Source organism: Ruegeria sp. CDSB117 (genome assembly GCF_059611005.1).
In genome coordinates, this window is sequence record NZ_JBXWOS010000001.1 from 233,803 (window position 1) to 258,302 (window position 24,500).

At 58.3% G+C, this 24,500-nt stretch carries 27 protein-coding genes and 1 other RNA gene; 11 read left to right on the plus strand and 17 right to left on the minus strand.

All coding sequences use genetic code 11. The features are described 5' to 3' along the window. The first annotated feature begins 12 nt into the window (after positions 1–12). The 3 genes from AC2FJC_RS01155 to AC2FJC_RS01165 all read left to right on the plus strand — a co-directional run bounded on the left by AC2FJC_RS01155 (position 13) and on the right by AC2FJC_RS01165 (position 3,350). Positions 13–747: a glutamine amidotransferase gene (locus AC2FJC_RS01155; RefSeq protein WP_496738095.1), complete on the plus strand. Its 735-nt coding sequence runs from the start codon at positions 13–15 to the stop codon at positions 745–747. Between the two features lie 72 nt (positions 748–819). Beyond that, entirely contained in the window at positions 820–1,677 is an 858-nt protein-coding gene (locus AC2FJC_RS01160; protein WP_496738096.1) for a bile acid:sodium symporter family protein, read from the plus strand. Positions 1,678–1,688: 11 nt separating this feature from the next. Beyond that, positions 1,689–3,350 carry an FAD-binding dehydrogenase gene (locus AC2FJC_RS01165; RefSeq protein WP_496734051.1) on the plus strand — a complete coding sequence of 554 codons (1,662 nt, stop codon included), beginning with the start codon at positions 1,689–1,691 and terminating at the stop codon, positions 3,348–3,350. A 14-nt stretch (positions 3,351–3,364) separates the two neighbouring features. Here AC2FJC_RS01165 and AC2FJC_RS01170 read toward each other — a convergent pair whose 3' ends face one another. The 3 genes from AC2FJC_RS01170 to AC2FJC_RS01180 all read right to left on the minus strand — a co-directional run bounded on the left by AC2FJC_RS01170 (position 3,365) and on the right by AC2FJC_RS01180 (position 6,888). After that, positions 3,365–4,105 (minus strand): YbaY family lipoprotein, encoded by a 741-nt coding sequence (locus AC2FJC_RS01170; protein WP_496738097.1) that lies wholly within the window; start codon positions 4,103–4,105, stop codon positions 3,365–3,367. Positions 4,106–4,203: 98 nt separating this feature from the next. Further along, positions 4,204–5,982 carry an SLC13 family permease gene (locus AC2FJC_RS01175; protein WP_496738098.1) on the minus strand — a complete coding sequence of 593 codons (1,779 nt, stop codon included), beginning with the start codon at positions 5,980–5,982 and terminating at the stop codon, positions 4,204–4,206. Between the two features lie 90 nt (positions 5,983–6,072). Continuing rightward, positions 6,073–6,888, minus strand: coding sequence for a TIGR00282 family metallophosphoesterase (locus AC2FJC_RS01180; protein ID WP_496738099.1), 816 nt, complete (start codon positions 6,886–6,888; stop codon positions 6,073–6,075). Positions 6,889–6,977: 89 nt separating this feature from the next. Here AC2FJC_RS01180 and AC2FJC_RS01185 point away from each other — a divergent pair, with 89 nt between their 5' ends. After that, positions 6,978–7,211, plus strand: coding sequence for a putative hemolysin (locus tag AC2FJC_RS01185; protein WP_496738100.1), 234 nt, complete (start codon positions 6,978–6,980; stop codon positions 7,209–7,211). A gap of 5 nt (positions 7,212–7,216) precedes the next feature. On the opposite strand, the gene AC2FJC_RS01190 is transcribed toward AC2FJC_RS01185, so the two are convergent. Both AC2FJC_RS01190 and mgtE read right to left on the minus strand, forming a co-directional pair. Beyond that, positions 7,217–7,780, minus strand: a complete 564-nt coding sequence (locus AC2FJC_RS01190) for a 5-formyltetrahydrofolate cyclo-ligase (protein WP_496738101.1) — start codon at positions 7,778–7,780, stop codon at positions 7,217–7,219. Next, a complete protein-coding gene (mgtE, locus tag AC2FJC_RS01195; protein WP_496738102.1) occupies positions 7,777–9,171 on the minus strand; it encodes a magnesium transporter in 1,395 nt (464 codons plus the stop codon). Before mgtE ends, AC2FJC_RS01190 begins: the two co-directional genes overlap by 4 nt. 140 nt (positions 9,172–9,311) lie before the next feature. Between mgtE and guaD the strand changes: the two genes are divergently transcribed. Beyond that, the gene (gene guaD, locus AC2FJC_RS01200; RefSeq protein ID WP_496738103.1) at positions 9,312–10,601 is read left to right on the plus strand and encodes a guanine deaminase; all 1,290 of its coding nucleotides are present in this window, start codon (positions 9,312–9,314) and stop codon (positions 10,599–10,601) included. On the opposite strand, the gene AC2FJC_RS01205 is transcribed toward guaD, so the two are convergent. From AC2FJC_RS01205 to AC2FJC_RS01215, 3 genes are all read right to left on the minus strand, one after another. Further along, complete coding sequence (locus tag AC2FJC_RS01205) at positions 10,598–11,932, minus strand: 8-oxoguanine deaminase (protein ID WP_496738104.1); 1,335 nt, start codon at positions 11,930–11,932, stop codon at positions 10,598–10,600. The two genes, guaD and AC2FJC_RS01205, sit on opposite strands and share 4 nt — an antisense overlap. Positions 11,933–12,046: 114 nt before the next feature. Then, on the minus strand, positions 12,047–12,838 hold the full coding sequence (gene hisN, locus AC2FJC_RS01210) for a histidinol-phosphatase (RefSeq protein WP_496738105.1): 792 nt from the start codon (positions 12,836–12,838) through the stop codon (positions 12,047–12,049). Positions 12,839–12,882: 44 nt separating this feature from the next. Beyond that, complete coding sequence (locus AC2FJC_RS01215; RefSeq protein ID WP_109313179.1) at positions 12,883–13,254, minus strand: helix-turn-helix domain-containing protein; 372 nt, start codon at positions 13,252–13,254, stop codon at positions 12,883–12,885. A gap of 319 nt (positions 13,255–13,573) precedes the next feature. Here AC2FJC_RS01215 and AC2FJC_RS01220 point away from each other — a divergent pair, with 319 nt between their 5' ends. Next, positions 13,574–14,530, plus strand: coding sequence for an NADPH:quinone oxidoreductase family protein (locus AC2FJC_RS01220; protein ID WP_496738106.1), 957 nt, complete (start codon positions 13,574–13,576; stop codon positions 14,528–14,530). 7 nt (positions 14,531–14,537) lie between these two features. On the opposite strand, the gene AC2FJC_RS01225 is transcribed toward AC2FJC_RS01220, so the two are convergent. Then, complete coding sequence (locus AC2FJC_RS01225; RefSeq protein WP_496738107.1) at positions 14,538–15,419, minus strand: LysR family transcriptional regulator; 882 nt, start codon at positions 15,417–15,419, stop codon at positions 14,538–14,540. Positions 15,420–15,546: 127 nt separating this feature from the next. On the opposite strand from AC2FJC_RS01225, the gene AC2FJC_RS01230 reads away from it, so the two are divergent. Then, on the plus strand, positions 15,547–15,756 hold the full coding sequence (locus tag AC2FJC_RS01230; protein ID WP_058275628.1) for a DUF1127 domain-containing protein: 210 nt from the start codon (positions 15,547–15,549) through the stop codon (positions 15,754–15,756). Positions 15,757–15,937: 181 nt separating this feature from the next. Then, a complete protein-coding gene (locus AC2FJC_RS01235; RefSeq protein WP_496738108.1) occupies positions 15,938–16,717 on the plus strand; it encodes a Bax inhibitor-1/YccA family protein in 780 nt (259 codons plus the stop codon). 160 nt (positions 16,718–16,877) lie between these two features. Here the strand turns inward: AC2FJC_RS01235 and AC2FJC_RS01240 are convergent, their stop codons facing one another. From AC2FJC_RS01240 to AC2FJC_RS01250, 3 genes are all read right to left on the minus strand, one after another. After that, the gene (locus AC2FJC_RS01240; protein ID WP_496738109.1) at positions 16,878–17,384 is read right to left on the minus strand and encodes a hypothetical protein; all 507 of its coding nucleotides are present in this window, start codon (positions 17,382–17,384) and stop codon (positions 16,878–16,880) included. Between the two features lie 209 nt (positions 17,385–17,593). Beyond that, on the minus strand, positions 17,594–17,761 hold the full coding sequence (gene rpmG, locus AC2FJC_RS01245) for a 50S ribosomal protein L33 (RefSeq protein ID WP_007799108.1): 168 nt from the start codon (positions 17,759–17,761) through the stop codon (positions 17,594–17,596). A 126-nt stretch (positions 17,762–17,887) separates the two neighbouring features. After that, positions 17,888–18,592 (minus strand): DUF533 domain-containing protein, encoded by a 705-nt coding sequence (locus AC2FJC_RS01250; RefSeq protein ID WP_496738110.1) that lies wholly within the window; start codon positions 18,590–18,592, stop codon positions 17,888–17,890. Between the two features lie 315 nt (positions 18,593–18,907). Between AC2FJC_RS01250 and AC2FJC_RS01255 the strand changes: the two genes are divergently transcribed. From AC2FJC_RS01255 to AC2FJC_RS01265, 3 genes are all read left to right on the plus strand, one after another. Further along, complete coding sequence (locus AC2FJC_RS01255; RefSeq protein WP_108859367.1) at positions 18,908–19,543, plus strand: DUF1326 domain-containing protein; 636 nt, start codon at positions 18,908–18,910, stop codon at positions 19,541–19,543. A 13-nt stretch (positions 19,544–19,556) separates the two neighbouring features. After that, positions 19,557–20,399 (plus strand): DUF2182 domain-containing protein, encoded by an 843-nt coding sequence (locus AC2FJC_RS01260; protein ID WP_496738111.1) that lies wholly within the window; start codon positions 19,557–19,559, stop codon positions 20,397–20,399. Positions 20,400–20,467: 68 nt separating this feature from the next. Beyond that, positions 20,468–20,800, plus strand: coding sequence for a GYD domain-containing protein (locus AC2FJC_RS01265; protein ID WP_058275623.1), 333 nt, complete (start codon positions 20,468–20,470; stop codon positions 20,798–20,800). Positions 20,801–20,808: 8 nt separating this feature from the next. On the opposite strand, the gene rnpB is transcribed toward AC2FJC_RS01265, so the two are convergent. The 5 genes from rnpB to gatC all read right to left on the minus strand — a co-directional run bounded on the left by rnpB (position 20,809) and on the right by gatC (position 24,438). Next, an RNA gene (gene rnpB / locus AC2FJC_RS01270) (RNase P RNA component class A) lies at positions 20,809–21,208 on the minus strand. A 51-nt stretch (positions 21,209–21,259) separates the two neighbouring features. After that, the gene (locus tag AC2FJC_RS01275) at positions 21,260–21,970 is read right to left on the minus strand and encodes an N-acetylmuramoyl-L-alanine amidase (protein ID WP_496738112.1); all 711 of its coding nucleotides are present in this window, start codon (positions 21,968–21,970) and stop codon (positions 21,260–21,262) included. Beyond that, positions 21,921–22,619, minus strand: coding sequence for a hypothetical protein (locus AC2FJC_RS01280; protein WP_170558781.1), 699 nt, complete (start codon positions 22,617–22,619; stop codon positions 21,921–21,923). The genes AC2FJC_RS01275 and AC2FJC_RS01280 overlap by 50 nt, the downstream gene beginning before the upstream one ends. 40 nt (positions 22,620–22,659) lie before the next feature. Further along, positions 22,660–24,147: an Asp-tRNA(Asn)/Glu-tRNA(Gln) amidotransferase subunit GatA gene (gene gatA, locus AC2FJC_RS01285; RefSeq protein ID WP_496738113.1), complete on the minus strand. Its 1,488-nt coding sequence runs from the start codon at positions 24,145–24,147 to the stop codon at positions 22,660–22,662. Positions 24,148–24,150: 3 nt separating this feature from the next. Next, positions 24,151–24,438 carry an Asp-tRNA(Asn)/Glu-tRNA(Gln) amidotransferase subunit GatC gene (gene gatC, locus AC2FJC_RS01290; protein WP_058275619.1) on the minus strand — a complete coding sequence of 96 codons (288 nt, stop codon included), beginning with the start codon at positions 24,436–24,438 and terminating at the stop codon, positions 24,151–24,153. Positions 24,439–24,500 lie beyond the last annotated feature (62 nt).

The following is a 24,500-nucleotide window of genomic DNA, read 5'->3' on the forward strand; positions in this document are numbered from 1 at the left end:
TAAAGGCCTTTCATGAAACGTTTTCTGATCCTGCAACTGCGCCCGGAAACCGATGCCTCGGATGCCGAATATGCCTCGATCCTGGACAAAACGGGCCTGACCCCCAACCAGACCCATCGTATCCGATTGGATTGCGAAGCTTTGCCCGACGATCTGGATGTCACGGATTATGCTGGGGTGATTGTTGGTGGTGGACCGGGATGCGTCAGTGACGACCCCGCAACCAAATCCGAAGCCGACGCGCGCATTGAAGGCGCCATCATGGGATTGATGCCGCAGATCATCGCACAAGATCATCCCTTTATGGGCTGTTGCTATGGGCTGGGCATTCTGGCTGCCCATCTTGGCGGTGACGTCAGCAAAGAGAAATACGGTGAACCTGTCGGACCTTCGACCTGCCACCTGACTGCAGACGGAGCGCAAGACCCGCTAACGGCAGGGCTGACCGGAACATTCGACGCCTTCGTCGGCCACAAAGAGGCCGTGCAGGCGCTGCCGAGCGGGTGCATCCACCTGCTGGCCTCGGACCCTTGCCCGTTCCAGATGATCCGCTGGGGGCAGAATGTTTATGCCACGCAATTCCACCCCGAGGCGGACGCGCGTGATTTCGAACAGCGCATCAATATCTACAAGAACCACGGCTATTTTCCGCCCGAAGACGCCCAGCGCCTGATCGACATTTGTCACGCAGCGGACGTCACGCAACCGGCCGAAATCCTCCGCAGATTTGCCCAACGCTATGGGTGACCCAACGGCGTTATTGCCTGATCCACGACCGCTCGCTTAGGGTGACCCGAACGGCTTTGGGAGGAGTTGTTCTTGGATCTTCTAATTAATGTCGGCCTGCCGCTGTCGCTGGCCATTATCATGCTGTCTCTGGGCGTTGGGCTTGAGGTAGCTGATTTCCGCCGCGTACTCAGCCGGCGCTATCCTTTCGCCGTCGGTGCGTTGTGCCAGGTTGTGTTGCTGCCGGTCGCGGCTTTTGTCACGGTCACACTTTTTGCGTTGCCACCCGAGATCGCTGTCGGCTTCATGATCCTCAGTTTTTGCCCCGGCGGTGTGACCAGCAACATCCTGTCGAAACTGGCCAAAGGTGATGTCGCCCTTTCGGTTAGTTTGACGGCCGTCATCAGCCTGCTTTCGATGGTCACCGTGCCGTTTCTTGCCGCCTGGTCAGTGAACTATTTCATGGGCGATGCGGCACCCGAGGTGTCAATCTCAGGGCTTGCAATCGCCATGTTCCTGATCACCACGCTACCCGTGGCGCTTGGCGTCACACTTCGCAGCGTTGCAACAGATTTTGCAAGGCGGATCGAGCCCACGTTGTCCAAGCTTGCGACCGTTTTGTTCGTGCTGATCGTTGTGGCTGCTCTGGCTGGAAACTGGCAGCTGTTTGTCGACAACCTCGGCGTCATGGGCGCTGGGTTGATCTCGTTGAACATCGCGCTTTTGCTGATCGGGCTGGGGCTGGCGCGTGCCGCAAACCTGTCATGGAACGAAAGCAAGACTGTTTCCATCGAAACCGGCATACAAAACTCGACACTTGGGATTACACTGGCTGCATTGATCACGGCGACGGAAAGCTGGTTTAGCCCGTTGGCCCTGCCCTCGGCTGTGTACGGAATAACGATGTATGTTGTGGCCTTGCCCTTCATCCTTTGGTTCCGCAGCCGCTGAAAGGAAAAGACATGACGAATAACTCTGCCGATGCCATCGTCGTGGGGGCTGGGCTTGCCGGGTTGGCCGCAGCTGCCGAACTGGGCGACCGGGGTAAAAAGGTGATCGTGGTCGATCAGGAACCCGCGCATTTCCTGGGCGGTCAGGCGTTCTGGAGCCTTGGTGGGCTCTTTATGGTCGACACGCCGGAACAGCGGCGCATGGGGATCAAAGACAGCTATGATCTGGCACTGCGCGACTGGATGGGCAGCGCGCAGTTCGATCGTGACGAGGACGCATGGCCCAGGAAATGGGCCGAGGCCTATGTTGAATTTGCCGCCGGCGAAATGCGCCCTTGGCTGCATGACATGGGCCTGCGCTGGTTTCCGATTGTCGGCTGGGCCGAACGCGGTGGATCATATGCGGATGGTCACGGCAATTCTGTGCCCCGCTTTCATATCACCTGGGGCACCGGCCCAGGTGTTCTGGAACATTTCAAACGCCGAGTGCGTGACCATGTCAGCAATGGGTTGATCGAGCTTAAATTCCGCCATCAAGTCAGCCACATCATCATGCAGAACGGCGCGGCCAAGGGAGTGTCGGGCGAGGTTCTGGCCGACGACACCGCACCCCACGGCGCCAAGACCAACCGTGATGAGGTCGGCGAGTTCGAGTTTTACGCCCCAGCCGTTATCGTCACGTCCGGCGGCATCGGAGGCAACTTTGAAATGGTGCGCAAAAGCTGGCCACGCGACCGTCTGGGCGAGCCGCCGAAGGACATGGTCGCTGGCGTGCCATTCCACGTCGATGGACGCATGATCGGTATCAGCGAAAAGGCTGGCGGTCATGTCATCAACGGCGACCGGATGTGGCATTATACCGAGGGCGTTCGTAACTGGAATCCGATCTGGCCATCGCACGGCATTCGCATTCTGCCCGGCCCAAGCTCGATGTGGTTCGACGCCGAAGGCAACCGGTTGAAACCGCCGTGCCTGCCGGGATTTGACACACTGGGGACGCTAAAAGAAATCCTGAAAACCGGCCATGAATACAGCTGGTTCGTTCTGACCCAGAAGGTGATCAAAAAAGAGTTCGCCCTGTCCGGGTCTGAACAAAATCCCGACATGACGGACGGTGGTTGGAAAGAGGTTCTGTTCCAACGCATTCTGACCGGGTCCAAGGCCACCGCTCCGGTCGAGGCGTTCAAGGAGCACGGCGAAGACTTCATCGTCGCCAATACCTTGACCGAGCTTGTTAACGGGATGAACCATCTGGGCGGAGGCCTGATCGACGAGGCGCACCTGCGTGCCCAGATCGAGGCGCGCGATTCCCAGATCGACAACCCGTTCACCAAGGATGCGCAGATGGCCGCCATTCTGGCCGCGCGCAACTACCGTGGTGACAAACTGATCCGAACCGCCAAGCCGCACAAGTTCCTTGATCCGGCCAATGGCCCGCTGATCGCGGTGAAACTGCACGTGCTGACGCGCAAAACGCTGGGTGGGCTTCAGACCAATCTGGACAGTCAGATGGTGGGCGCAGACGGTCAGGTCGTTCCTGGCCTGTTCGCAGCCGGAGAGGTCGCGGGTTTCGGTGGCGGTGGCTATCACGGCTACAACGCGCTCGAAGGTTCATTCCTGGGCGGCTGCATTTTCTCCGGCCGCAATGCAGGACGGTCAAGGGCCGTCGCGTGACAGCCCCTTAAACCCTACTGTTCCCGGGCAAACTGCACGACGGATTGCCCGGCGTTGTCCAGCAACACCAGCGTATCGCCTTTAAAGGCATATGCTGTCACCTCCTGAAGGGCTTTGAAGAACTGCCGCTCAACTTCATCCAGTGGCGGCGGGCAGGCCATCAGGGTGGCGGCCATGTTGTCGGGGAATTCAATATTGTTGCCCGCAATCTCGGCTTGGCCGGAAAACCGGTTACATCCACCGCTGCCTGAGAACGCGCCATCATTGGCGAATGAAAGCGCGGGGCGCCTTTCGGTCTCAAGTGCTGCGCCATTCAGGCCGGTTGCGGTCCAGTTGGTGTTCTCCAGCACGGCTGCCCCGGGCGGTTGTACTTTGACCAGCATCAGATCGGTCGTGTTCCCGGCCCCATTCGTCAGAACAGGGTAGGCAGTATCGGTTGTGAACAACAGCTTGTCGCCCTGAAAGATCGAACCACGCACCACGTAGCGCATCCCCTCTTGAATAAGGGCGTCGTCATAGCTCAGCTCGAATTGTGCTGGCACTCCGGTCAGCGCATAGCGCTTTGCCGACAGGGTCACCGACGGTGCGTCCGCGCGCGAGACGTCCTGCAATTGCACGTAAAGCGTCGCATCCGGTGGTACGGCGATACGCTCGCGATATGCTGCAGTGCCTTCGATCGTTCCGCCGATGGCCGCGCTGCTCAGCATGGCTGATGTGGCCGCAACCGTAAGCGCAGTATATCCGGTCTTGAGCATTGGCGTGCTCCTTTTCGCAAAATCACTTATTCAAAACATTGTATGAGGTTTTGATTTTACAAGGACTTCGCCGGAAAACCAGCGGTTCCGTGCCGAACTCAAAGCGGCCAGATCAGAGGGATCAACAGCGAAGCCAGCAAACCCACAGTCAGATTCAGCGGCACGCCAACTTTCAGAAAATCTGTGAACCTGTACCCACCGGGGCCGTAAACCATCATGTTGGTCTGATATCCGATCGGCGTCGCAAATGAAGCCGAGGCCGCCACCATGACTGCCACGACCAGCGGGCGCGGATCAACGCCCACTGCCTGCGCCAAACCAATGGCAATCGGCGTCACCACAACTGCCACGGCGTTATTCGACACCAGCTCTGTCAGCACAGAGGTCAGCAAATAGACCGCCCAGATGATCAGGAATGGTGGCAGGGCACCAAGACCCGGCGCCACGGCTTCGACAATTAAGGAAACTGCACCGGATTTATCCAATGCCGCACCTATGGCCAGCATAGAGAAGATCAGGGCCAGCAACCTTCCTTCGACAAAGGAAAACGCCTCATCCGCGTCGATGCAGCGCGTAATCAGAACAACCGCAACAGCCAGGACCGACAACAGCAGGATGGGCGCAACGCCCAGCGCGGCCAGCACAACGATCCCGGTCAGCGCCCCGATGGCAATCGGCGCGTGGCTGCGGCGGAATGCGCGGGCCGAAGGTTGGGTCACATCGACCATATCCATATCAGCAGCCAGCTTCCGGATATCCGCTGGTGAGCCCTCCAGCAGCAGCGTGTCACCGACCCGCACAACCAGATCATCCAATTGCCGCCCGATATTCTGGTTTCTCCGATGTACCGCCAACACATAAACGCCATAACGGCGGCGTAAACGCATCGCGCCCAACGTCCGCCCGACCATGCGGCAACCCGGAGTGATCAGCACCTCGACCGTTTTCGTCTCAACCGCCGAGACCTGATCGACACGCTTGAGTTCCTTGTTGGTTTGCAGGCTCAGCAACTCTGTCATCTCAGTCCGAAGAACGACACGGTCGCCAACTTTCAAAGCGACGCCCTTGAGGTTGCGCCGCAACGACTCGTCGCCGCGCACGACGTCGATCAGGCGCACGCCAGGACGTTTGAACAGCTGCACGCCCGTCACCTCACGCCCGATCAGGTTGCTGTCGGGGGGAATGACAGCCTCGGTAAAGAACTTCATCTTCGACCGATCGCTAAGCATTGTCGCCATGCTGTCCCGTTCCGGCAGCAGGCGCGGCGCGACAAACCGCAAGTAGAACATACCGTAAATGACCAGCGCAATGCCCAGCGGCGTGACCTCGAATATCGTAAACGGGGCCATCCCCTGGGACCGCGCGACACCATCAACCAACAGGTTGGTCGAGGTGCCGATCAAGGTCAGCGTGCCACCCAGAATGGCCGCATAACTTAGCGGGATCAGCAGTTTCGAGGCCGACACGTTCAGCGTCCGCGCGATCTGAACGAATACGGGGATCATAACGACCACTACGGGCGTGTTTGAAACCACCGCCGAGGCAAAGACAACAAAGGCCATCAGCGTCGCGATTGCGACCTTGGGACTTACCTGTGCCTGTTTCTGTGCGGTCGATGTGAATGCGTCCAGTGCTCCGGTACGCACCAATGCTCCCATGATGATGAACATCGCGGCAATCGTCCAAGGGGCCGGATTTGACAGAACGGCAAGTGCGCTTTGATAGGGCAGAATGCCCGTCACCAGCATCACGGCCACGCCACCAATTGCGACCACTTCAGTCGGATAGGATTCGCGCAGGAACATGATGAACATGCCTGCAACGACCAACAGCGCCAGTATCGCGCTTCCCATTTCTGTCAGTTGAAGGAATTGCATTCTTGGTTTTCTGTCCGAACCCTGGCCTGGTTTACGCGCCCGTCAGGCAGTTTCACGCATTGCGCGCGACAGAGCAAGCCTGACGTGCCCTTACTGTGGGCCAGCTTGCTGTAGCCGCCCGCCAACGCGCACCATTTGAACAGATTTCGCCTGACCGTCCCGGTCGTCGGTTTCAACGAACACGCCACTTAGCGTGGCCTCGCCATTAGCCGGCGTGAACCGGGCCTTGGGCATGCCAGTGATAAACCGGCGCATCGGTTCCAGCTTGTCCATGCCGATGACCGAGTCATAATCGCCGCACATGCCCGCATCCGTCAGATATGCCGTGCCACCCGGCAGGATTTGCGCGTCCGCGGTTGGCACATGCGTATGCGTGCCCACAACAAGGCTGGCGCGTTTGTCGCAATAGTGGCCCATGGCCATCTTTTCGGAAGTCGCTTCACAATGCATATCGACGATGATCGCCTGCGCTTGCCCGCCACGCGGGTGCGACTTCAGGATTGGTTCAACAGCAGAGAACGGATCATCAAAGGGGCGTTTCATGAAGACTTGCCCCAACACCTGAACAACCAGAACCTTGCGCCCGCCCGGCGCGGTGTACAACCGGTGGCCCCTGCCCGGCGCGCCCTTGGCAAAGTTCACCGGGCGCACGATACGGGGTTCACTTTCGATGAATTGCAACATGTCTTTCTGGTCGAATGCGTGATCGCCCAGCGTTAGGCAATCGGCCCCGGCATCCAGCAACAGTTTTGCGTGATCCCCGGTCAGACCCATCCCGTTCGAGGCGTTCTCGCCATTGACCACGACAAAATCCAATCGCCATTCGTCGCGCAGACGCGGCAAATGTTGCTGAATGGCCGCGCGTCCGGCGCGGCCCATCACGTCACCCAGAAAAAGTATCCTCATTCGAACTGTCCTAAGTGTGGTATCTCTCAAGCACAAGTGGTTAAGCTGGCAGAATAAACCGCCAAAGCACATTATGCCGGAGATTTTCCATGCGCCTTGCCCTTCTGACCGCCGCCAGCCTGATCACACTTTCGGCCTGCGACCAGCCTGCTTCAAACGGCTCATCCACCCAGCTGGCGAACCCGGCAGCAACCTTTTGCGTTGAAAGTGGCAATCGTTACGAGATCCGCGATGGCGAAGGCGGCCAGACTGGCATCTGCATCCTGCCCGACGGCACCGAAGTGGACGCGTGGGAGTATTTTCGCGAAAACAGCCCGACCTAAGGCGGTCAGGCCGAGAACGTCAGTACTCGGCTTTCAGTGATGACCATATCCAACGGCTGATCCGTGGGTTCCAACGGCAGCCCCTCGGCCTCTTGCGCGTCAAAGGCAAAGCCGATGGCCAGTGTGGGGCGCTTGGCGCGCAATCCCTCCAGCGTCCGGTCATAAAAGCCGCCGCCATATCCCAGTCTTCCGCCTTGCGCGTCAAAAGCAACGAGCGGCACAACAAGAATTTCGGGGTCAAAATAATCGTCAATCTCGGGAACCTTGGCGCCGAACGGGCCATCCTTTAACACACCCTCGGGCGTCCAGCGCGAGAACCGCAGCGCCTGCCCCGCAGCCTGAATGACCGGCACACCGACCGGGCCGTAAGCCGCTGCCTCGGACATGGCGGGCAAAGGATCAATTTCGGTGCGGATCGGCATGTACCCCGACATCGGGACGCCGCGATGCCCCGCAAGCACTTCGGACAACCGCCCGGCCGCCCCCGGCAAACGCGTATCGAATGCAACCTTCCGGCGCGCAAATGCCGCCTTACGGGCGACGGCCTTGATTTCAGTCAGATCGGTCACAGAAGCACCACGCTGGCAAGCCCAAGAAAGATGAAGAACCCCATGACATCCGTTGTGGTGGTCACGAAAGTCCCTGACGCCAGCGCCGGGTCAACGCCCAGACGGTCCAGCACAACCGGTACTACCGTACCTGCAAAGCCTGCGATCGCCATATTCACGACCAAGGCCGAGCCGATCACGACACCCAGCAAGGGTGAATCGAACCACATCATGCCTACAGTCCCCAAAACGGTCGCGAAGCACAGACCATTGAGCACACCCACAAGCAATTCTCGCCGGATAACGCGCGCCACGTTCGATCCGGTCAGGTCGCGCGTTGCAAGCGCCCGCACCGCAACCGTCAGTGACTGCGTCCCGGCATTCCCTCCCATCGAGGCAACGATCGGCATCAGGATTGCCAGTGCCACCAACTGATTGATCGCCGCTTCGAACTGCGAGATGACCAGTGACGCGCATATTGCGGTACACAGGTTGACGGCCAGCCACGGCAAGCGCCGCCTACTGGTTGCGGCGACACTGTCGGACAGTGAACTTTCGTCGCTGACACCGGCAAGGCGTAACATGTCCTCTTCGTATTCTTCGTCCAGAACAACCATGGCGTCATCAATGGTAATCACGCCGACCAAACGCCCATCGGCATCGACCACCGGGGCGGAAATCAGGTGGTACTGGTTAAAGGCGTAGGCCACATCCTCTTCGTCCTGATCGACAGGGATGGTGTGAAATTCCTCTTCGGCGATGTCGTGCAACGGCACTTCGCGCCGGGTTGCCATCAGCTTGCCAAGCGTGACCTGTGCCACCGGTTTGAGCCGCGGATCAACCAGAACAACGTGATAGAACTGTTCCGGCAAGTCATCATTGGCGCGCATGAAATCGATGGTCTGCCCCACGGTCCAATGCTCGGGCGACATGACCACCTCGCGCTGCATGAGGCGACCGGCCGAGTTTTCCGGATAGGACAGCGCCTGTTCTGCGGCGAGCCGCTCGGAATCTTCCAGCGCGTCCAGGATGGCTTCTTGCTGCGGCTCTTCAAGGTCTTCCAGCAGGTCGACGACGTCATCGCTTTCCATGTCCCGCACGGCATCGGCCAGAACATCGGGGCGCAGGACACCGATAACCTCTTCGCGGACGGACTCATCCAGTTCGGATAAGATATCGCCGTCAAATTCCTTGTCGTAAAGACGGATCAAACGCCCACGGTCATAGGGATTAATCTGTTCAAGAAGGTCAGCAATGTCCGCAGGGTGCAGCGGCTCCATCAGCTCGATCAGCTTGTCGCGATCTTCCACATCAACAGCATACAGGATCGCGGCAACTGTCCGGCGATCCAGCGCATAGACGTCTTCCTCGCTGGCGGAAACGATTACGGGTTCATCATAGCCTGTCGTCATGTCTGCCCCCGGTTGGTTCGCGCATTGACCCCTAATTAGAAGAAGCAGCTACCGGAAAACAATGACAATGCGCCGATTTACCGACAAGTTTCGCCCCACTATGCTGTTTCGCAGTCCCATACAGGCGGAGATGAACGGAAATGGCGCAAAAAACGCTGCTGAAAGGGCGTGTCCTGAGCTTCAACGGATCACCATATGAAGGTGAGCCGACAGAGGCTGTGTCAATCAGCGAAGCGGTCTTGATCGAAGACGGCCGCATATCTGCAGTCGGCGATGCCGACAGCTTGATATCCGCGAACCCCGATGCCGAAGTTGTAAACCACGGTCAGCACGTGATCATGGCTGGCTTTGTGGATGCGCATGTCCATTACCCACAGACCGCGATGATCGCCAGCTGGGGCAAGCGCCTGATCGACTGGCTGAACACATATACCTTCCCCGAGGAAATGAAGTTCGGGAATCCCGACTATGCAGCCGAGATCGCCAATCGTTATCTCGACCTGACGGCCTCGCACGGCACCACAACGATGTGCAGTTTCTGCACCATCCACCCCGAAAGTGTCGATGCGTTCTTCACGGCTGCCCAACAACGCGGGCAACGTGTTGTGGCGGGGAAAACCTGCATGGACCGCAATGCGCCCGAAGGGCTGCGGGATACTCCGCAGACGGCCTATGACCAATCGCAGGCGCTGCTTGAGAAGTGGCACGGTGTCGACCGGATATCCTACGCCATCACACCGCGGTTCTCCCCCACATCCACGCCCGAGCAGCTTGAGGCGATGGGCGCGCTGTGGGCCGAACACCCGCATTGCCTGATGCAAACGCACCTGAGCGAGCAGACAGACGAAATCTCATGGGTTCGCGAGCTTTTCCCTGATGCGCGGGACTATTTGGATACTTACGAAAAGTTCGGGCTGCTGGGCTCGCATGGCGTTTACGGCCACGTTATCCACCTGGAATCGCGCGAACGTGACCGGCTGCGTGAGGTTGATGCTTCGCTGATCCATTGCCCGACTTCGAACACCTTTATCGGATCCGGCTTGTTCGACATGGACGGGCTGATGCGCGAAGGGCACCGGGTTGGTCTGGCAACAGATACCGGCGGTGGGTCGAGCTTTTCAATGCTGCACACGATGGCTTCGGCCTATGAAATCGGGCAACTGCGCGGCTCGCCCCTGCACGCGGCGCAACTGCTGTGGCTGGGAACGGTTGGCTCGGCGCGTACGCTGCGGATGGATGATTGCATCGGCAATGTCGCACCGGGGATGGAGGCTGATCTGGTCGTTCTTGACCTTGCCTCAACCCCTGCAATTGCCCAGCGTGAAGCCTGCGCCGATGATCTGTGGGAGGCGATCTTTCCTACGATCATGATGGGCGACGACCGGGCGATTGCCGAGGTTTGGATCGCCGGTCGCCGCGTGTCTTCCTAAGCCTGCAAAGCGCGGGCCAATTGGGTCTGCCGTTCGATCACGCGCGGCAGGTCCAACGTCGTGACATGCCCGTCGCGCACGATCTGGCGGCCTTCGACAAACAGGTGTTTCACCTTCATTGGTCCGGCCAGCAGCAGTGCGGCCGGGTCCCAACTGCCCGCGCTTTCGATCCCGCGCGTGTCCCATATGGCAATGTCGGCGCGCTTACCGGGCTCTAGCCGACCACAATCAGGGCGGTTCAGCACGTCTGCCCCGCCGCGTGTCGCGATTTCCAACGCTTCGCGTGACGACATCGCATCCGCGCCATTGGCAACGCGCTGCAGCAGCATGGCCTGTCGGGCCTCGAGGATCAGACTGCCGTTATCGTTGCTGGCCGAACCGTCGGCGCCCAGACCCACCGGAACCCCGTGATCACGCATGGTTCGAACCGGTGCGATACCAGACCCCAAGCGGCAGTTTGAGCACGGGCAATGCGCCACGCCCGTTTGGGTTCTGGCGAACAGATCAATCTCGGCCCCGTCCAGTTTCACGCAATGCGCGTGCCAGACGTCTGATCCGGTCCAACCCAGATCTTCGGCATATTGACCGGGGCGACACCCGAACTGAGCCTGCGAATACGCGATATCCTCATCATTTTCTGCCAGATGAGTGTGCAGCATCACACCTTTATCGCGCGCAAGGATCGCTGTGTCGCGCATCAGGTCCCTGCTGACGGAAAATGGGGAACAAGGCGCCAACCCAACCCGGCACATCGCCCCTTCGGATGGGTCATGAAACGCGTCAACCACGCGGATCATGTCGTCGAGGATATCGGATTCGACCTCAACCAAAGCATCTGGCGGCAACCCGCCGTCGCTTTCCCCGATACTCATCGCTCCACGGGTCGGATGAAACCGCAAGCCAATTTCGGCGGCGGCAGCGATCGTGTCGTCCAGGCGCGCGCCGTTGGGATACAAGTAAAGGTGATCTGAACTGAGCGTACAGCCCCACAAAGCCAATTCAGCCAGACCGATCTGAGCCGACACAAACATCTCTTCAGGACCGAATCTAGACCAGATCGGATAGAGTGTCTGCAACCATCCGAACAGCAACGCATCCTGCCCGCCCGGTACAGCCCGAGTCAGGGTTTGGTACAAATGGTGATGGGTATTCACCAGCCCGGGCGTCACAACACAACCCGCAGCATCGTGGATCTCACCGTCGGTTTGCAAGTTGTGGCCGATCTGCGCGATCTGCCCCCCCACGATCAGAATGTCCGCGCCCGACAACTCTTGCCGCGCGTCATCCATCGTCAGAATGGTATCAGCGTTTTTGATAAGGATTTTGGTCAATTCGCCCTCCTGCAACAGCCCGTCTCATGCAAGAAGTGCAAAGGCTGGCGGAAAACGGGCATAAGAACCAGCCGCGTAGAACCTACCCGACCGGTCAAATTGCGGCAACCAATTTCAGTAGTTGCGCAGGATTTCCAGTGCGACCGCGTGCAGTTCTGGATTCGCCGCCGCCAGAGCCCGCCCGCCATTATGGGCCGGACCGCCCCGCCAGTCAGTCACAACCCCACCAGCAGCCTCGATCACTGCGATGGGGGCCTGAATGTCATAGGCGTTCAGGCTGGATTCGATCACCAGATCAACCTGCCCCGCCGCCACCAGCGCATAGGCATAACAATCCATGCCATAACGGGTCAGCTTTGCTTGCCGGGCCACCGCTTCGAACCCTGCGCGGTCCTCAGGTGTGCCAACCTCTGGGAAGGTCGTAAAAACAACCGCCTGATCCAAAGCGGATGTCGAGCGTGTCTTCAACGGTGTCGTTCCGGATGGGCCGGTGACCTGCGCGACATCCGCCGAACCCACAAACCGTTCGCTGATATAGGGCTGGTCGATCACCCCCATGATCGGGCCTTCAGATGTGCTGAGAGCAATCAGAACCCCCCAAGTCGGCGTACCGCTGATGAACCCGCGGGTACCGTCAATGGGGTCCAGAACCCAGGTCCGGCCGCTTGAGCCTTCTTCGCGACCAAACTCTTCGCCAAAAATGCCATCTTCGGGCCGATGACGCGCCAGAACCGCGCGCATCGCCGTTTCGGCGTTGCGGTCAGCAATGGTTACGGGGTCAAACCCATTTTCCAGTTTGTTCGTGGTGTCCAGATTGGTTTGCCGAAAATACGGAAGAATGGCCGCACGCGCCGCGTCGGCCATTTCTTCGGCAACTTCCAGATCGCTTAGAGAGGTCTCTTGCATGCGTAACCCGTGAGGTGCGCACGGTTTGGAGTCAACCCGCTAATTTATGCGACGTCGCTGAGAACCCGAGCAAGCTCGAACAGGCGGCGGCGCTGGTTTTCGGGAATCGCGTAATAGGACCGCACGAGGTCCAGCGCTTCCTTGTCCCCCATCAGATCGGCAGGAACCGACTTTTTGCCAGAGGTCTCTTTTTCGGCCTCTTCCAGACCTTCAAAGAAAAAGCTGACGGGAACGTCCAATGCCTCGGCAATGTCCCACAGGCGAGACGCGCTGATCCGGTTGGCCCCAGTTTCATACTTTTGAATTTGTTGAAACTTAATACCAACTTGTTCCGCCAGCTGCTGCTGGGTCATGCCAATCAGCCAGCGGCGATGCCGGACGCGCTTGCCCACATGGACATCGACGTGATGGGTCATTGGTATTCTCCTCTTTTACACACAACTACCTGGGGCGCGCGTTGCTTTTTATCGCAACACTAGCGAGTCGCACTTAACCACTCCCTAATTTGGAACATACCCCCAAAACAGCACCATAGCGCAATATTGCCGCATTTGGGTAATTTTTCAAGAAGGTTGAATCTGTTTCGGGTCACAAAGATTTAGGGTTGTGTGTTTTTAATGCTGGGATAGTCCCCACGCCCACCACGTGCACCTGAAAGGAACCGAATTGGCCGGGGAATAGATTGACAAACCCTGGCTGAAAAGAATCTATGCCCCAAAATTACGGAGCGCGATCATGCAGGCATTCACGATACAATCCCAGGGAAGCGCCGCCCAATTGGCTGATATTGACCTTCCCGAACCCGGCACCGGGCAAGTACGCATCGCGATCAAGGCCTGCGGATTGAATTTTGCCGACTTGCTGATGCAGAAGGGTACGTATCAGGACACGCCCGAGGCTCCGTTCACGCTGGGTATGGAAGTTGCGGGTGTTGTCGACAAGCTGGGTAACGGTGTTACGCGCTTGAATGTCGGGGACCGTGTGGCCGTTTATTCCGGTCAGGGCGGACTGGCGGAATATGGCGTTTTTGATGCGAGTCGCGCGATTCCCCTGCCCGATGCAATCAGCTTTGAAAGTGCCGCGGCCATTCAGATCGCTTACGGCACCAGCCACATCGCCCTTGATCATCGGGCGCATCTCCGGCCGGGCGAGACCCTTTTGGTGACCGGGGCCGCAGGTGGGGTTGGACTTACCGCCGTCGAAATCGGTAAGCTTATGGGCGCGACGGTAATTGCCCATGCGCGTGGGCAGGAAAAACTGGATGTGGCCCGCGCGGCTGGTGCGGATCACCTGATCGACGCCTCGGAAGACCTGCGTGCACGCGTCAAGGATCTGGGCGGCGCGGATGTCGTCTATGACGCTGTCGGAGGGGATGTCTTCAAAGCCGCGTTCCGGGCAACCAACCCCGAAGGCCGTCTGTTGCCCATCGGGTTTGCGGGCGGCGACGTTCCCCAAATTCCGGCCAACCATCTGTTGGTAAAAAACCTGACAGTGATTGGGTTTTACATCGGCGGCTATCTGAGATTCCGACCGAAGATTGTACAGGACAGCTTTGACACGCTGTTCGGCTGGCTCGCCGAAGGGCGGATCAAGCCGCATATCAGCCACGTTCTTCCACTGGCCGAGGCCGACAAAGGCATGCAACTGCTGCGCGACCGCGTGGCCACCGGCAAAGTGGTCATAACCCCCTGACGGGCGCTTACCCCACGACAGCTTTGAGCGGGGCACTGCCCAACATACGAAAATTCTGACGCACCAGCGCGGCCAGCGATTCGACGACAGCGCCGCGCCCGGTCTCGCCCCCATACAGATTGATCATGTGGGCCGGCAGTTCCGGCAAAGCCCCTCCGGTATCGATCTGTTCAAGATGTGCGGGTTCGGTCCCGTCCAGCATCGCGTGAACAGCCAGATCCGCGCTGACTGTCGCCTCGATCGTGCGGTCGTTTTCTGTTTCGACTGACAGTTCCCACGGGATACCTTCCGCATCGAGGGCCGAGATCATCTGGGGCCGGAACGCGCACCGCCGCCCAACGGCCAATGGAATCGGATTCTTACGCCATGCTGACCCGCCCGGCGCCCCAATCCACCGCAAGGGCAACTCAGCGACGGTCTCAGATCCATCACTGGCTGATGCTTCAGTTGTCAGGATCAGATCGCATTCGCCGCGTTTGAACATTTCTTTCAGCTGAAGGGAATATGACGAAATCAGCTGCACCCGAACCCGCGGGAAGTCAGCGTTAAAACGCTGCAAGACCCGCGGGATGGCCGGGTAGACGATGTCATGTGGAACGCCCAGAACGACCTCGCCTTCGTAGGCCTGATCCGTGAGCTTTGAGATTACTTCGTCATTCAGCGCGATCATGCGCCGGGCGTAGGCAAGCAGCTGTTCACCGGATGCAGTCAACGCAATTGTGCGCCCACTACGGTCCAACAATTCAAGGCCCAGCAGCTCTTCCAACCGCTTCAACTGCATAGACACAGCGGATTGCGTCAGATGCAGAAATCCGGCTGCCCGTGTGACGCCACCCTGGTCTGCAACGGCAACGAAGGAACGAAGCGTGGTGATATCCAGATTTCGCATGTTCACAAATCCTTATGTATCTCTTCATAAATATTCATTTTCAAAATGTGACATGTTGCGCCATATAAATCAAGGAAGTTGATGGAAAGACGATAAACCATCGTGAAATAGAGAAAGGACAATAAATATGACCCAAATTGCAATTAAACAGCACTGCAAACCGCAGCGTCGCTCTTTGTTGTCCTCGCTTCTGGACTCGCTGTCTCTTCTGCGCCAGCGCCAAACGCTTGCCAGACTTGATGATCGCGCTCTGGAAGACATCGGCATCACCCGCCAACAGGCCGAAGCCGAGGCGTCACGATCCATTTGGGATGCACCGGAGTTCTGGCAAAAGTGATTCGACACTGCACCTTTTCTCGGTGAATGGCAGCGCGAACCGTCGGGCTGCCATTTTTGTTGCGTGTTTTAGCCAGTTTCGGGCGTTAAACCCTTGAAACACAGCCCGCACTTGCCGATATTTGCGGGGAACGGGGCCAATTCCATTGGTCCGACAAGAAATATGCAAAGGGAGACCCTTAATGGCACAATTTGACACGATCCGGACGGCGACCGGTGCGCGCGCTGCCCAGATTGACGAGGGCCTGCGCGCCCATATGAACAAAGTCTACGGCACAATGTCCGTGGGCATGCTGATCACGGCGCTGGCTGCCTGGGCGATTGCCGGTCTTGCTGTAACCTCTGATCCAACCAACGCGGTGGCTCAGATCGGTGCAGACCGCTATCTGACCAGCTTGGGTGGAACGCTGTTCCTGTCACCTCTGAAGTGGGTTGTAATGTTCGCCCCGCTTGGCTTCCTGCTATTTGGCTGGGGTGCACTGATGCGTCGTGGTTCTGCCTCTGCGGTTCAGCTGGGCTTTTTCGTCTTCGCGGCGGCCATGGGCTTGTCGATGAGCTCGATCTTCATGATCTACACCCCCTATTCGATCACCCAGACATTCATTGTCACCGCGATCGCCTTTGCCGGTCTGAGCCTTTATGGCTACACCACCAAGCGTGATCTAAGCGGCATGGGCACCTTCCTGATGATGGGTGTAATCGGTCTGCTGGTGGCGATGGTGATCAATCTGTTCCTGCAGTCGGGTCCGATGATGATGGCGATCTCGGCGATCGGTGTTCTGATCTTTGCCGGTCTGACCGCCTTCTACACTCAGGACATCAAGAACACCTATGTTGCACACGCCATGCACGGTGATCAGGAATGGCTGGACAAAGCGGCCATCGACGGCGCGCTGAGCCTGTACATCTCGTTCCTGAACATGTTCCAGTTCCTGCTGATGTTCATGGGTCAGCAAGAATAAGCTAAGCCAACAAGGCAAACAAAAGAAGGGCGGGTCATTGTCTGACCCGCCCTTTTTATTTTGTTTAACGCCACCCGCTCGCGCCATAGCGAAACCAATGGCCGCAACAGAAAAGGCCCCGCCTGATCGGCGGGGCCTCGTGAAAAAAGTTCGAACTGGATCAGCTGCAGTTCAGAGCAACCGCAAAACCCGAGCTGCGCGACGACGACCCCTTGCGGAACACGTCACCCGCAGGCAGGCACCCGGTAAACTGTTCGGCATTTTGGCCAAAGGCTGCGCCGACGTTGTTGTCCACGCGGGTGCTGTTGTTTGCGGTCCGAAGCACTCCGAACAAAGTGCCGTTCACGCTGACTGTGCTTAAGTACATGTTCATGTCCGAACCGGTCAGAACAACTGAGTTTGAGTCGCTGCGTCCGCCATTGTCGATCGCGACGCGGGCTACTTTTTCCGCCTCGGTCTGATCCGTTACGACCGGGATGGATGGCAACAAAGCCAATTCCGCCGGAATATTCGTGGCGTCGGGAAGGAACGAGACCGCACCCGGAACATCCGAGAGGGTCCGCGGCTCACCATCGATGCCCGTGAAGCCAACACCCGAGCGGTTATAGGGGTCTTCACAAGCCGCAAGGGCGAATACGGCAATTGTGGATAACAAGATTTTTTTCATGGCGACCAACATTTTGGAACGATTTGCTGAAGCGTATGGCCAAGGGGTTCCAAAAAGCAACCCGGCGCCCAACCGAATGGCCGTTACGCTGATGCGTCACTGCAACGGCCAATTCCCGATCCAGGACATTTCACCCAGCCGCATGCACAAAGAAAAAGGGTTCCGCATCAGCGAAACCCTTTTCCATTCTGTCCAAGTTGGACGGCAGATTACTTAATCTTGCCTTCCTTGTACTCGACATGTTTCCGAACAACCGGGTCGTATTTACGAACGGTCATTTTCTCGGTCATGGTGCGAGCGTTCTTTTTGGTCACGTAGAAGTGGCCCGTGCCCGCGGTCGAGTTCAGACGGATCTTGATTGTCGTCGGCTTCGCCATGGTTATCTCCTGCGTCCGAAAAGGCAGGGGCCTTTCGGTTGAATTCCTATGAGCGTGCGCTTTTACGCCTTGCACGGCTCGTGTCAAGGGCAATTGGGCACATGATCGGCTGATCAGGGATCAGGCCTAGGTGGAAAGGGTCGGCGCGCCCATATACGTGTGAATCTGGTCGCGTTCGGCATCAGATAGACCCAACGCGGTGGCCAGTTGAACAAGGTAAGATGCCTCGCGCTGGTTATCCAGACGAATCGCCGCCAGAGACGTGGCATAGACCTGCGCTTTTAATGGCGCACCGGAATCAGCAGCCAGGCCGATAACATCAATCGGGCCATTCAACTGATCCTGGACAAAGGCGCGTTCTTCATCGCTGATGTCATCACCCAATTCGCCCAGAATGGTTTCCTTCTCTTGCTCATCCAGCTCTCCGTCCGCCTTGGCTGCCTGGATCATCGCGCGCAGCATCAGCTTGGCCTGCTCCTCCATCGCCGCGCCCCCGGGTGTGCCTTTGAATACCGTATCCATCATGTCGGCGGTCTGCTGGCTGCCTGACTTTGCTGCCCCCTGCATGGCATTCATCAACCCACCAAGACCAACGGCCCCTGCCGGATTGGCCATGCCAAGCTTTCCAATCATCTCTTGCAGCCCACCGGCACCCCCCGGCATCCCGAACTGTTCTGCCATCTTGCCCAGTTGATCCATGCCAAAGCCGCCCCCGGCGCCCTGCATCATATCTTGCAGACCGGCCATCCCGCCCATTTGCTTGTACTTTTCCATGCCTTTTGCTGCAGCAAATCCAACTGCGACCGAAGCAAGTGCCTTCATGAAACTCATAACAATCCTCCCAATATTCAAAATGCGTTTTTGCAATATAGCAGATAACTGCGACTCAAAATCCGCGGATTAAGCAGATGCCCTAACGCTAGCGCAAAGCTGACCAATGGTGGCTTCGTTTCATCAAGTAAACATGTAACAGGCGTATTCCCGCACAAGCGCATGTCTAATTTGTCAGAAATTCGAATATGTGATACTTACCGCGCCATCAACAATCCAAAGAAGCCAATTTTCGGCTCGATCTTCGAGGCTCCATGAACAGGCAAGCAACCGTGCAAGCAGGGTTTGCACGATTGATTTTGTTTAGGGGGCATCATGACTGAATGGACCATTAAGGGCGAAGAGCTGGCCAACTGTAACTGCAACTTCGGTTGTCCTTGCCAGTTCAGCGTACTTCCGACACATGGCAATTGCGAGGCCGTCGTCGTATTCGACATCGAAAGCGGTCACTACGGGGACACAGATCTGGCGGGCGTAAGGGCGGCTGGGGTGTACTATTGGCCTGGCCCGATCCATGAGGGCAACGGTCAGATGCAACTGATCATAGATGCCAGCGCCAGCGCTGATCAGCGTGCGGCCCTGCAAGCCATAATGACCGGTGAAGATACCGATGAAATGGCAACCTTCTGGTATGTCTACAGCGCCATGGCTCCGACCAAACATGAAACGCTCTTCGTTCCGATCGAGCTGAACTGGGACCGCGACGAGCGCACCGGGTTTGCAAAGGTGAACGGCGTCTTCGATGTCGAAGTCAGCCCGATTCCGCATATCGTTTCGGGTGCGGCGCACCGGGCGTCAATTCAGCTGCCAAACGGGTTTGAATACCGACACGCCGAAGCTGCCTCGGGCTCTGCCAAGACTCATGGCGGCGAAATTAGCCTGACCTTTGACGCGACGCACGCTCATCTGGCCCACCTGAACATTTCGGGCCACGGTGTCCTGGGCGCCTGATCCGGGGGTCATCATGACATCCCATCCCACACCGCCCCGCACTGGGGCGGTAGAGCGGCTTATGCGGCGTGAGCGGGTCATCGTGCTGTTCGGTGTGTCGCTGATTGTTCTGTTTACAGCCTGGTACACCATCGCCGGGATTGGCATGAACATGACGGCCAGCGAAATGACCAATATGGCGGGTCCGATCGGAGAACCCATGCACATGGGCGAAGCGCCCAGTTGGGGCGTGCAATACGTAATCCTGATTTTTCTGATGTGGTGGGTCATGATGATCGCGATGATGACCCCCAGCGCTGCACCTGCAGTCTTGCTGTATTCGGCGATAAAGCGTGCGGGACCCGAACGTGACAAGGCCGCGCAGTTCAGCTTTTGCTTTCTCGCAGGCTACCTGATCGCCTGGGCTATATTCAGCCTTGCCGCGACGGGGTTGCAATGGGGGCTGGAAAGCATCGGGCTGTCCGATGGTCCAATGATGACAATCCGGTCCAAAACATTTGCTGGCTGCGTCCTGATTACGGCAGGCGCGTATCAGTTGTCGGACCTCAAGTCCGCCTGTCTGCGGCATTGTCAAAGCCCTGCCCGATTCATCGCCGATCATCACAAACCCGGCGCATATGGTGCGTTCCGAATTGGTGCTTTGCATGGGCTGTACTGTCTGGGCTGTTGCTGGGCCTTGATGGCGCTGCTGTTCGTCGGCGGGATCATGAACCTGTACTGGATTGCCGGAATTGCGGTCTACGTCGCATTGGAAAAGCTGCTGCCGGGTGCACGATGGTTGCCCACCCTGATCGGTCTTGGGCTGATCGCAGTGGGTTTCTGGATCGTTCTGGACGCCCTTATGAACATTTTTTAAGTCCCGTTTTCAGGCCGCGGAACCGGCCAATTTCAGCGTTCCAAACCATTGAAACAAGGAGAAGACTTATGCCTATTTTCATAACTTACGCGACCTACTCGCAGGATGGCGTCAAAGGAATGCTGAAGAAGCCTGCAGACCGCACGGCGGCCGTCCGGGCGTTGCTGAAAAAAGTCGGCGGCAAGCTTTTGGCTTTTTACATGACGACCGGCGAAAATGACGTGGTGGTCGTAAGTGAAGTTCCGGATGGCACTGACGCAGTAGCCATTGGAATGGCCGTTGCGGCCTCGGGTGCAGTATCAAACGTTGAAACAGTACGCGCTTGGAAGGCGAAGGATTTTGCCGCCATTACCAAGAAGGCTGCCAAGCTGACCGGGGCTTACACGCCGCCCGGTAAGTGAACAGAGTTATGCGCGGAGGGCCTGTAAGCCGGATCTTGTTCCGGGGTTGCCCCCTTCGATGACCATTCCTCTAGGCCGCGCATTGCTGCGCGGCTCAAGCTGCCAACCCGGTCCCTCTTGGCCAGGACGTGCCTAGCGGCGGTATCGACTGACGCCGACCTGCCCGCGCGGGGACCCTATTTGGCATTGCTCCCGGTGGGGCTTGCCGTGCCGCCACTGTTGCCAGCGGCGCGGTGGGCTCTTACCCCACCGTTTCACCCTTACCTCGGACCTAAGTCCGGGGCGGTTTGATTTCTGTGGCGCTTTCCGTCGGGTTGCCCCGCCCGGGCGTTACCCGGCACCGTTGTCTTGTGGAGTCCGGACTTTCCTCTCGGGCCTTGCGACCCCAGCGGCCATCCGGCCCTCCGCGCAAGCGGTGGGTATGCCTTGTGCCAAGCCGCGTCAAGAGTGGAGAGCGGATCAGGATCGGGCGGTCAGAGGTGCGAGATCAGCACCCTGCAAGGGGCCCGTAGCCCAAGGACGAAATCGCAGACGAACGGCGGACAGCAAAGTTTCGTCGTCTACGTCAGCGCTGAAGCCGGCGGATTGTGCCAGAATTCGAAACCGATCCATCGGCGCATCTAGCGGGCCATCGTTTTGTCCGCGCGGTGCGGCCAGTTTGTTGCGCTCGAGCCGCAGCCAGTCAAATCGCGGTCCGGGATCAAATTTGCGTCCGGGTGCCATGTCGGAATGACCGATCACACCGTGTGGTCGAATGCCCCAGCGATGCATGATCTGAGGCAACAACTGTTCCAGCCCGCGCATTTGCAAGTCTGAAAACGGGCGTTTGCCGGTGTTATCCAATTCGATACCAATCGAACGGGAGTTGATATCCTTCTGTCCGCACCATTCTCCGGCCCCGGCATGCCACGCGCGATCCTCTTCTCGCACCATCTGCCAGAGCGTCCCGTCGCCCCCAATCAGGTAATGCGCCGAAACTTCGTGGACAGGGTCGCATAACCTGTCCAGCGCCTCTTGCGCGCTGTTCATCGCCGTATAGTGCAAAACGATCAGGGACGGCTTTAGCCCGTTCCTGCGTGGTCCGTAGTTAGGCGAAGCGTGCCAGATTGGCGCTTGTGGATTAGTTGTTGACGGCACTGCGGAATGCACTTGGATCCCAGCCACAGGCATACCCATCCCCATCCGGGTCCAGACCGTTGCGATCACGCTGAGGGCCGCCGTTGGCCAGAAACTCGATCTGAGCTTGGTCAGGCGACGGGAACTTGGCGCAATTCCGCTGCGCCTTGGCCTCAAGGTTGAAACCAGCGCGGCTGTAAAGCTGTGTACCAACTGGATTCGAAGTGCTTAGAGCATACTGCACGATATTGGGCTGGCCGTCCGATCCGCGCTGCGGAACAGCAGTTGGTGTGACGACTTCGTAGGTCTGGCGGTTCTGTTGAATCAGGGCCGCGTCGTTTTCGATCGTGCGACGGCCTGATACAGCCGCGAAATCCTGTTCGTCGGAGATCGCATTGTTACTGGCGGCGGACAGCGGGGCTTGCGTCAACGTGCTTTGCCCCGAAGTGTTGGCCAATGCAGCCGCCGTTGCCGACGCGATATCAGCGTTATCCCCTGTCGGAGTGCTGCCGGGTGCGCCCAATTGTTGTTCTGAAACCTCAGCAGGGCCAGTCAATGGGTTGCCGGTATAGCCCTGTCCGGCTAGCGCCGCCTCGCGCTGCGCCTGATATTGAGGCGTGTTGAATCCTGTACCCTGGACCGGGGCCACCGTGTTACAGGCGGCCACAAGCCCGATTGCGGGGATCAGAAGCGTAAAGCGCATTCAGCTGCTCCGTCTTAGCTGGTCTTGCCTGATCCGAGGATTACCACCATTTGCTCGGCTTGGCCACAAACCCGGCGGCACTTTCCAGCGCGTAGGCTGTGTTTAGCAAATCGCCTTCGTCCCACGGGCGGCCGATTAGCTGCAGACCCAATGGCAGGCCCTGCTGGTCCAGACCTGCGGGAACCGAGATCCCGGGCAAGCCAGCTAGGTTCACCGTCACGGTAAAGACGTCGTTGAGGTACATCTGTACCGGGTCCGCCTCGGTCATCTCGCCCAATCCAAACGACGCCGAAGGGGTTGCCGGTGTAAGGATCGCATCGATCCCCGCGGCAAACACATCCTCGAAGTCTTTCTTGATCAGGGTTCGCACCTTGCGGGCACGATTATAGTAAGCGTCGTAGAACCCTGCCGACAGCACATAGGTCCCGATCATCACTCGACGCTGCACTTCGTGGCCAAAGCCTTCGGCGCGGGTCTTTTCGTACATCTCGGTGATACCGTCGCCCTGTGCCAGCTGCGCGCGGCGACCATAACGGACACCGTCATAACGCGCGAGGTTCGAGGACGCCTCGGCCGGTGCAATCACGTAGTACGCCGGCAGCGCGTATTTGGTGTGCGGTAACGAAATGTCGACGATCTCGGCACCCGCAGCTTTCAGCATTTCAGCGCCTTCGGCCCACAGCTTTTCGATCTCGGCGGGCATGCCGTCCATGCGGTATTCCTTGGGGATACCGATTTTCTTACCTTTGATGTCGCCGGTCAGCATCGCCTCAAAATTCGGCACGGCCAGTTCAGTGCTGGTCGAATCCTTGGGGTCATGACCACACATGGTCTCGAGCATAATCGCGGCGTCACGCACGTTCTTGGTCATCGGCCCGGCCTGATCCAACGACGAAGCAAACGCCACAATACCCCAGCGTGAGCAACGACCATAGGTCGGCTTGATGCCAGTGATGCCAACAAATGCAGCAGGCTGGCGGATCGAACCACCAGTATCGGTTCCAGTGGCGGCCAGACAAAGATCTGCCGCGACGGCCGAGGCCGACCCACCGGACGATCCACCGGGTGTCAGTTGCGCATCGTCATTGCCGCGGCGCCACGGGCTGACCGCATTGCCGTAAACGGAGGTTTCGTTGGACGAGCCCATGGCGAATTCGTCCATGTTCAGTTTGCCCAGCATGACTGCACCGGAATCAGCCAACTGCTGCGATACTGTGGATTCGTATTCAGGCTTGAAGCCTTCGAGGATTTTAGATGCCGCCTGCGAGGGCACGCCTTTGGTGCAGAACAGATCCTTGATGCCAATTGGCAGGCCGCACATTGAGGGTGCGTCGCCGGCTTTGATCCGCTCATCCGCAGCCTTGGCGCGCTCCAGCGCGATCTCAGGCGTCTTGTGGACAAAAGCGTTCAGCGCGTCGGCGTCATCGATCGCTTTCAGGCAGGACTCGGTCAACTCAACCGAGGTTACGTCACCGGCACGCAATGCGTCACGAGCTTCGGCCAGGCCCAGTTTGTTCAGATCGCTCATGTCTTACTCCACAACTTTGGGAACAGCGAAGAACCCTTCGCGCGCATCGGGGGCATTGGCCAGAACCTTGTCCTGCTGGTTCCCGTCGGTGACCACGTCCTCGCGACGTTTCAGGCGCATCGGCTCGACCGAAACCATCGGCTCGACACCTTCAACATCCACTTCATTGAGTTGTTCGATGAAGCCAAGGATGGTGTTGAATTCGGATGCCAGCGCAGGCAGCGCGTCATCCTCGACCTTGATCCGGGCCAGTTTGGCCACCTTGGCGGCGTTGCTTTGGTCAATCGACATCGGATATCCTCATATGCGTTAGGGGGCATTTACCTGTCTGGTCGCCGGGTCGCAAGACCGGC

Excerpts from the sequence above, each read along its gene's own strand:
- AC2FJC_RS01155 (WP_496738095.1), top strand. The coding sequence starts at position 13 with ATGAAACGTTTTCTGATCCTGCAACTGCGCCCGGAAACCGATGCCTCG.
- AC2FJC_RS01165 (WP_496734051.1), top strand. The coding sequence starts at position 1,689 with ATGACGAATAACTCTGCCGATGCCATCGTCGTGGGGGCTGGGCTTGCC.
- AC2FJC_RS01170 (WP_496738097.1), bottom strand. The coding sequence starts at position 4,105 with ATGCTCAAGACCGGATATACTGCGCTTACGGTTGCGGCCACATCAGCC.
- AC2FJC_RS01175 (WP_496738098.1), bottom strand. The coding sequence starts at position 5,982 with ATGCAATTCCTTCAACTGACAGAAATGGGAAGCGCGATACTGGCGCTG.
- AC2FJC_RS01180 (WP_496738099.1), bottom strand. The coding sequence starts at position 6,888 with ATGAGGATACTTTTTCTGGGTGACGTGATGGGCCGCGCCGGACGCGCG.
- AC2FJC_RS01185 (WP_496738100.1), top strand. The coding sequence starts at position 6,978 with ATGCGCCTTGCCCTTCTGACCGCCGCCAGCCTGATCACACTTTCGGCC.
- mgtE (WP_496738102.1), bottom strand. The coding sequence starts at position 9,171 with ATGACGACAGGCTATGATGAACCCGTAATCGTTTCCGCCAGCGAGGAA.
- guaD (WP_496738103.1), top strand. The coding sequence starts at position 9,312 with ATGGCGCAAAAAACGCTGCTGAAAGGGCGTGTCCTGAGCTTCAACGGA.
- hisN (WP_496738105.1), bottom strand. The coding sequence starts at position 12,838 with ATGCAAGAGACCTCTCTAAGCGATCTGGAAGTTGCCGAAGAAATGGCC.
- AC2FJC_RS01215 (WP_109313179.1), bottom strand. The coding sequence starts at position 13,254 with ATGACCCATCACGTCGATGTCCATGTGGGCAAGCGCGTCCGGCATCGC.
- AC2FJC_RS01220 (WP_496738106.1), top strand. The coding sequence starts at position 13,574 with ATGCAGGCATTCACGATACAATCCCAGGGAAGCGCCGCCCAATTGGCT.
- AC2FJC_RS01225 (WP_496738107.1), bottom strand. The coding sequence starts at position 15,419 with ATGCGAAATCTGGATATCACCACGCTTCGTTCCTTCGTTGCCGTTGCA.
- AC2FJC_RS01230 (WP_058275628.1), top strand. The coding sequence starts at position 15,547 with ATGACCCAAATTGCAATTAAACAGCACTGCAAACCGCAGCGTCGCTCT.
- AC2FJC_RS01235 (WP_496738108.1), top strand. The coding sequence starts at position 15,938 with ATGGCACAATTTGACACGATCCGGACGGCGACCGGTGCGCGCGCTGCC.
- AC2FJC_RS01240 (WP_496738109.1), bottom strand. The coding sequence starts at position 17,384 with ATGAAAAAAATCTTGTTATCCACAATTGCCGTATTCGCCCTTGCGGCT.
- rpmG (WP_007799108.1), bottom strand. The coding sequence starts at position 17,761 with ATGGCGAAGCCGACGACAATCAAGATCCGTCTGAACTCGACCGCGGGC.
- AC2FJC_RS01250 (WP_496738110.1), bottom strand. The coding sequence starts at position 18,592 with ATGAGTTTCATGAAGGCACTTGCTTCGGTCGCAGTTGGATTTGCTGCA.
- AC2FJC_RS01255 (WP_108859367.1), top strand. The coding sequence starts at position 18,908 with ATGACTGAATGGACCATTAAGGGCGAAGAGCTGGCCAACTGTAACTGC.
- AC2FJC_RS01260 (WP_496738111.1), top strand. The coding sequence starts at position 19,557 with ATGACATCCCATCCCACACCGCCCCGCACTGGGGCGGTAGAGCGGCTT.
- AC2FJC_RS01265 (WP_058275623.1), top strand. The coding sequence starts at position 20,468 with ATGCCTATTTTCATAACTTACGCGACCTACTCGCAGGATGGCGTCAAA.
- AC2FJC_RS01275 (WP_496738112.1), bottom strand. The coding sequence starts at position 21,970 with ATGCCTGTGGCTGGGATCCAAGTGCATTCCGCAGTGCCGTCAACAACT.
- AC2FJC_RS01280 (WP_170558781.1), bottom strand. The coding sequence starts at position 22,619 with ATGCGCTTTACGCTTCTGATCCCCGCAATCGGGCTTGTGGCCGCCTGT.
- gatA (WP_496738113.1), bottom strand. The coding sequence starts at position 24,147 with ATGAGCGATCTGAACAAACTGGGCCTGGCCGAAGCTCGTGACGCATTG.
- gatC (WP_058275619.1), bottom strand. The coding sequence starts at position 24,438 with ATGTCGATTGACCAAAGCAACGCCGCCAAGGTGGCCAAACTGGCCCGG.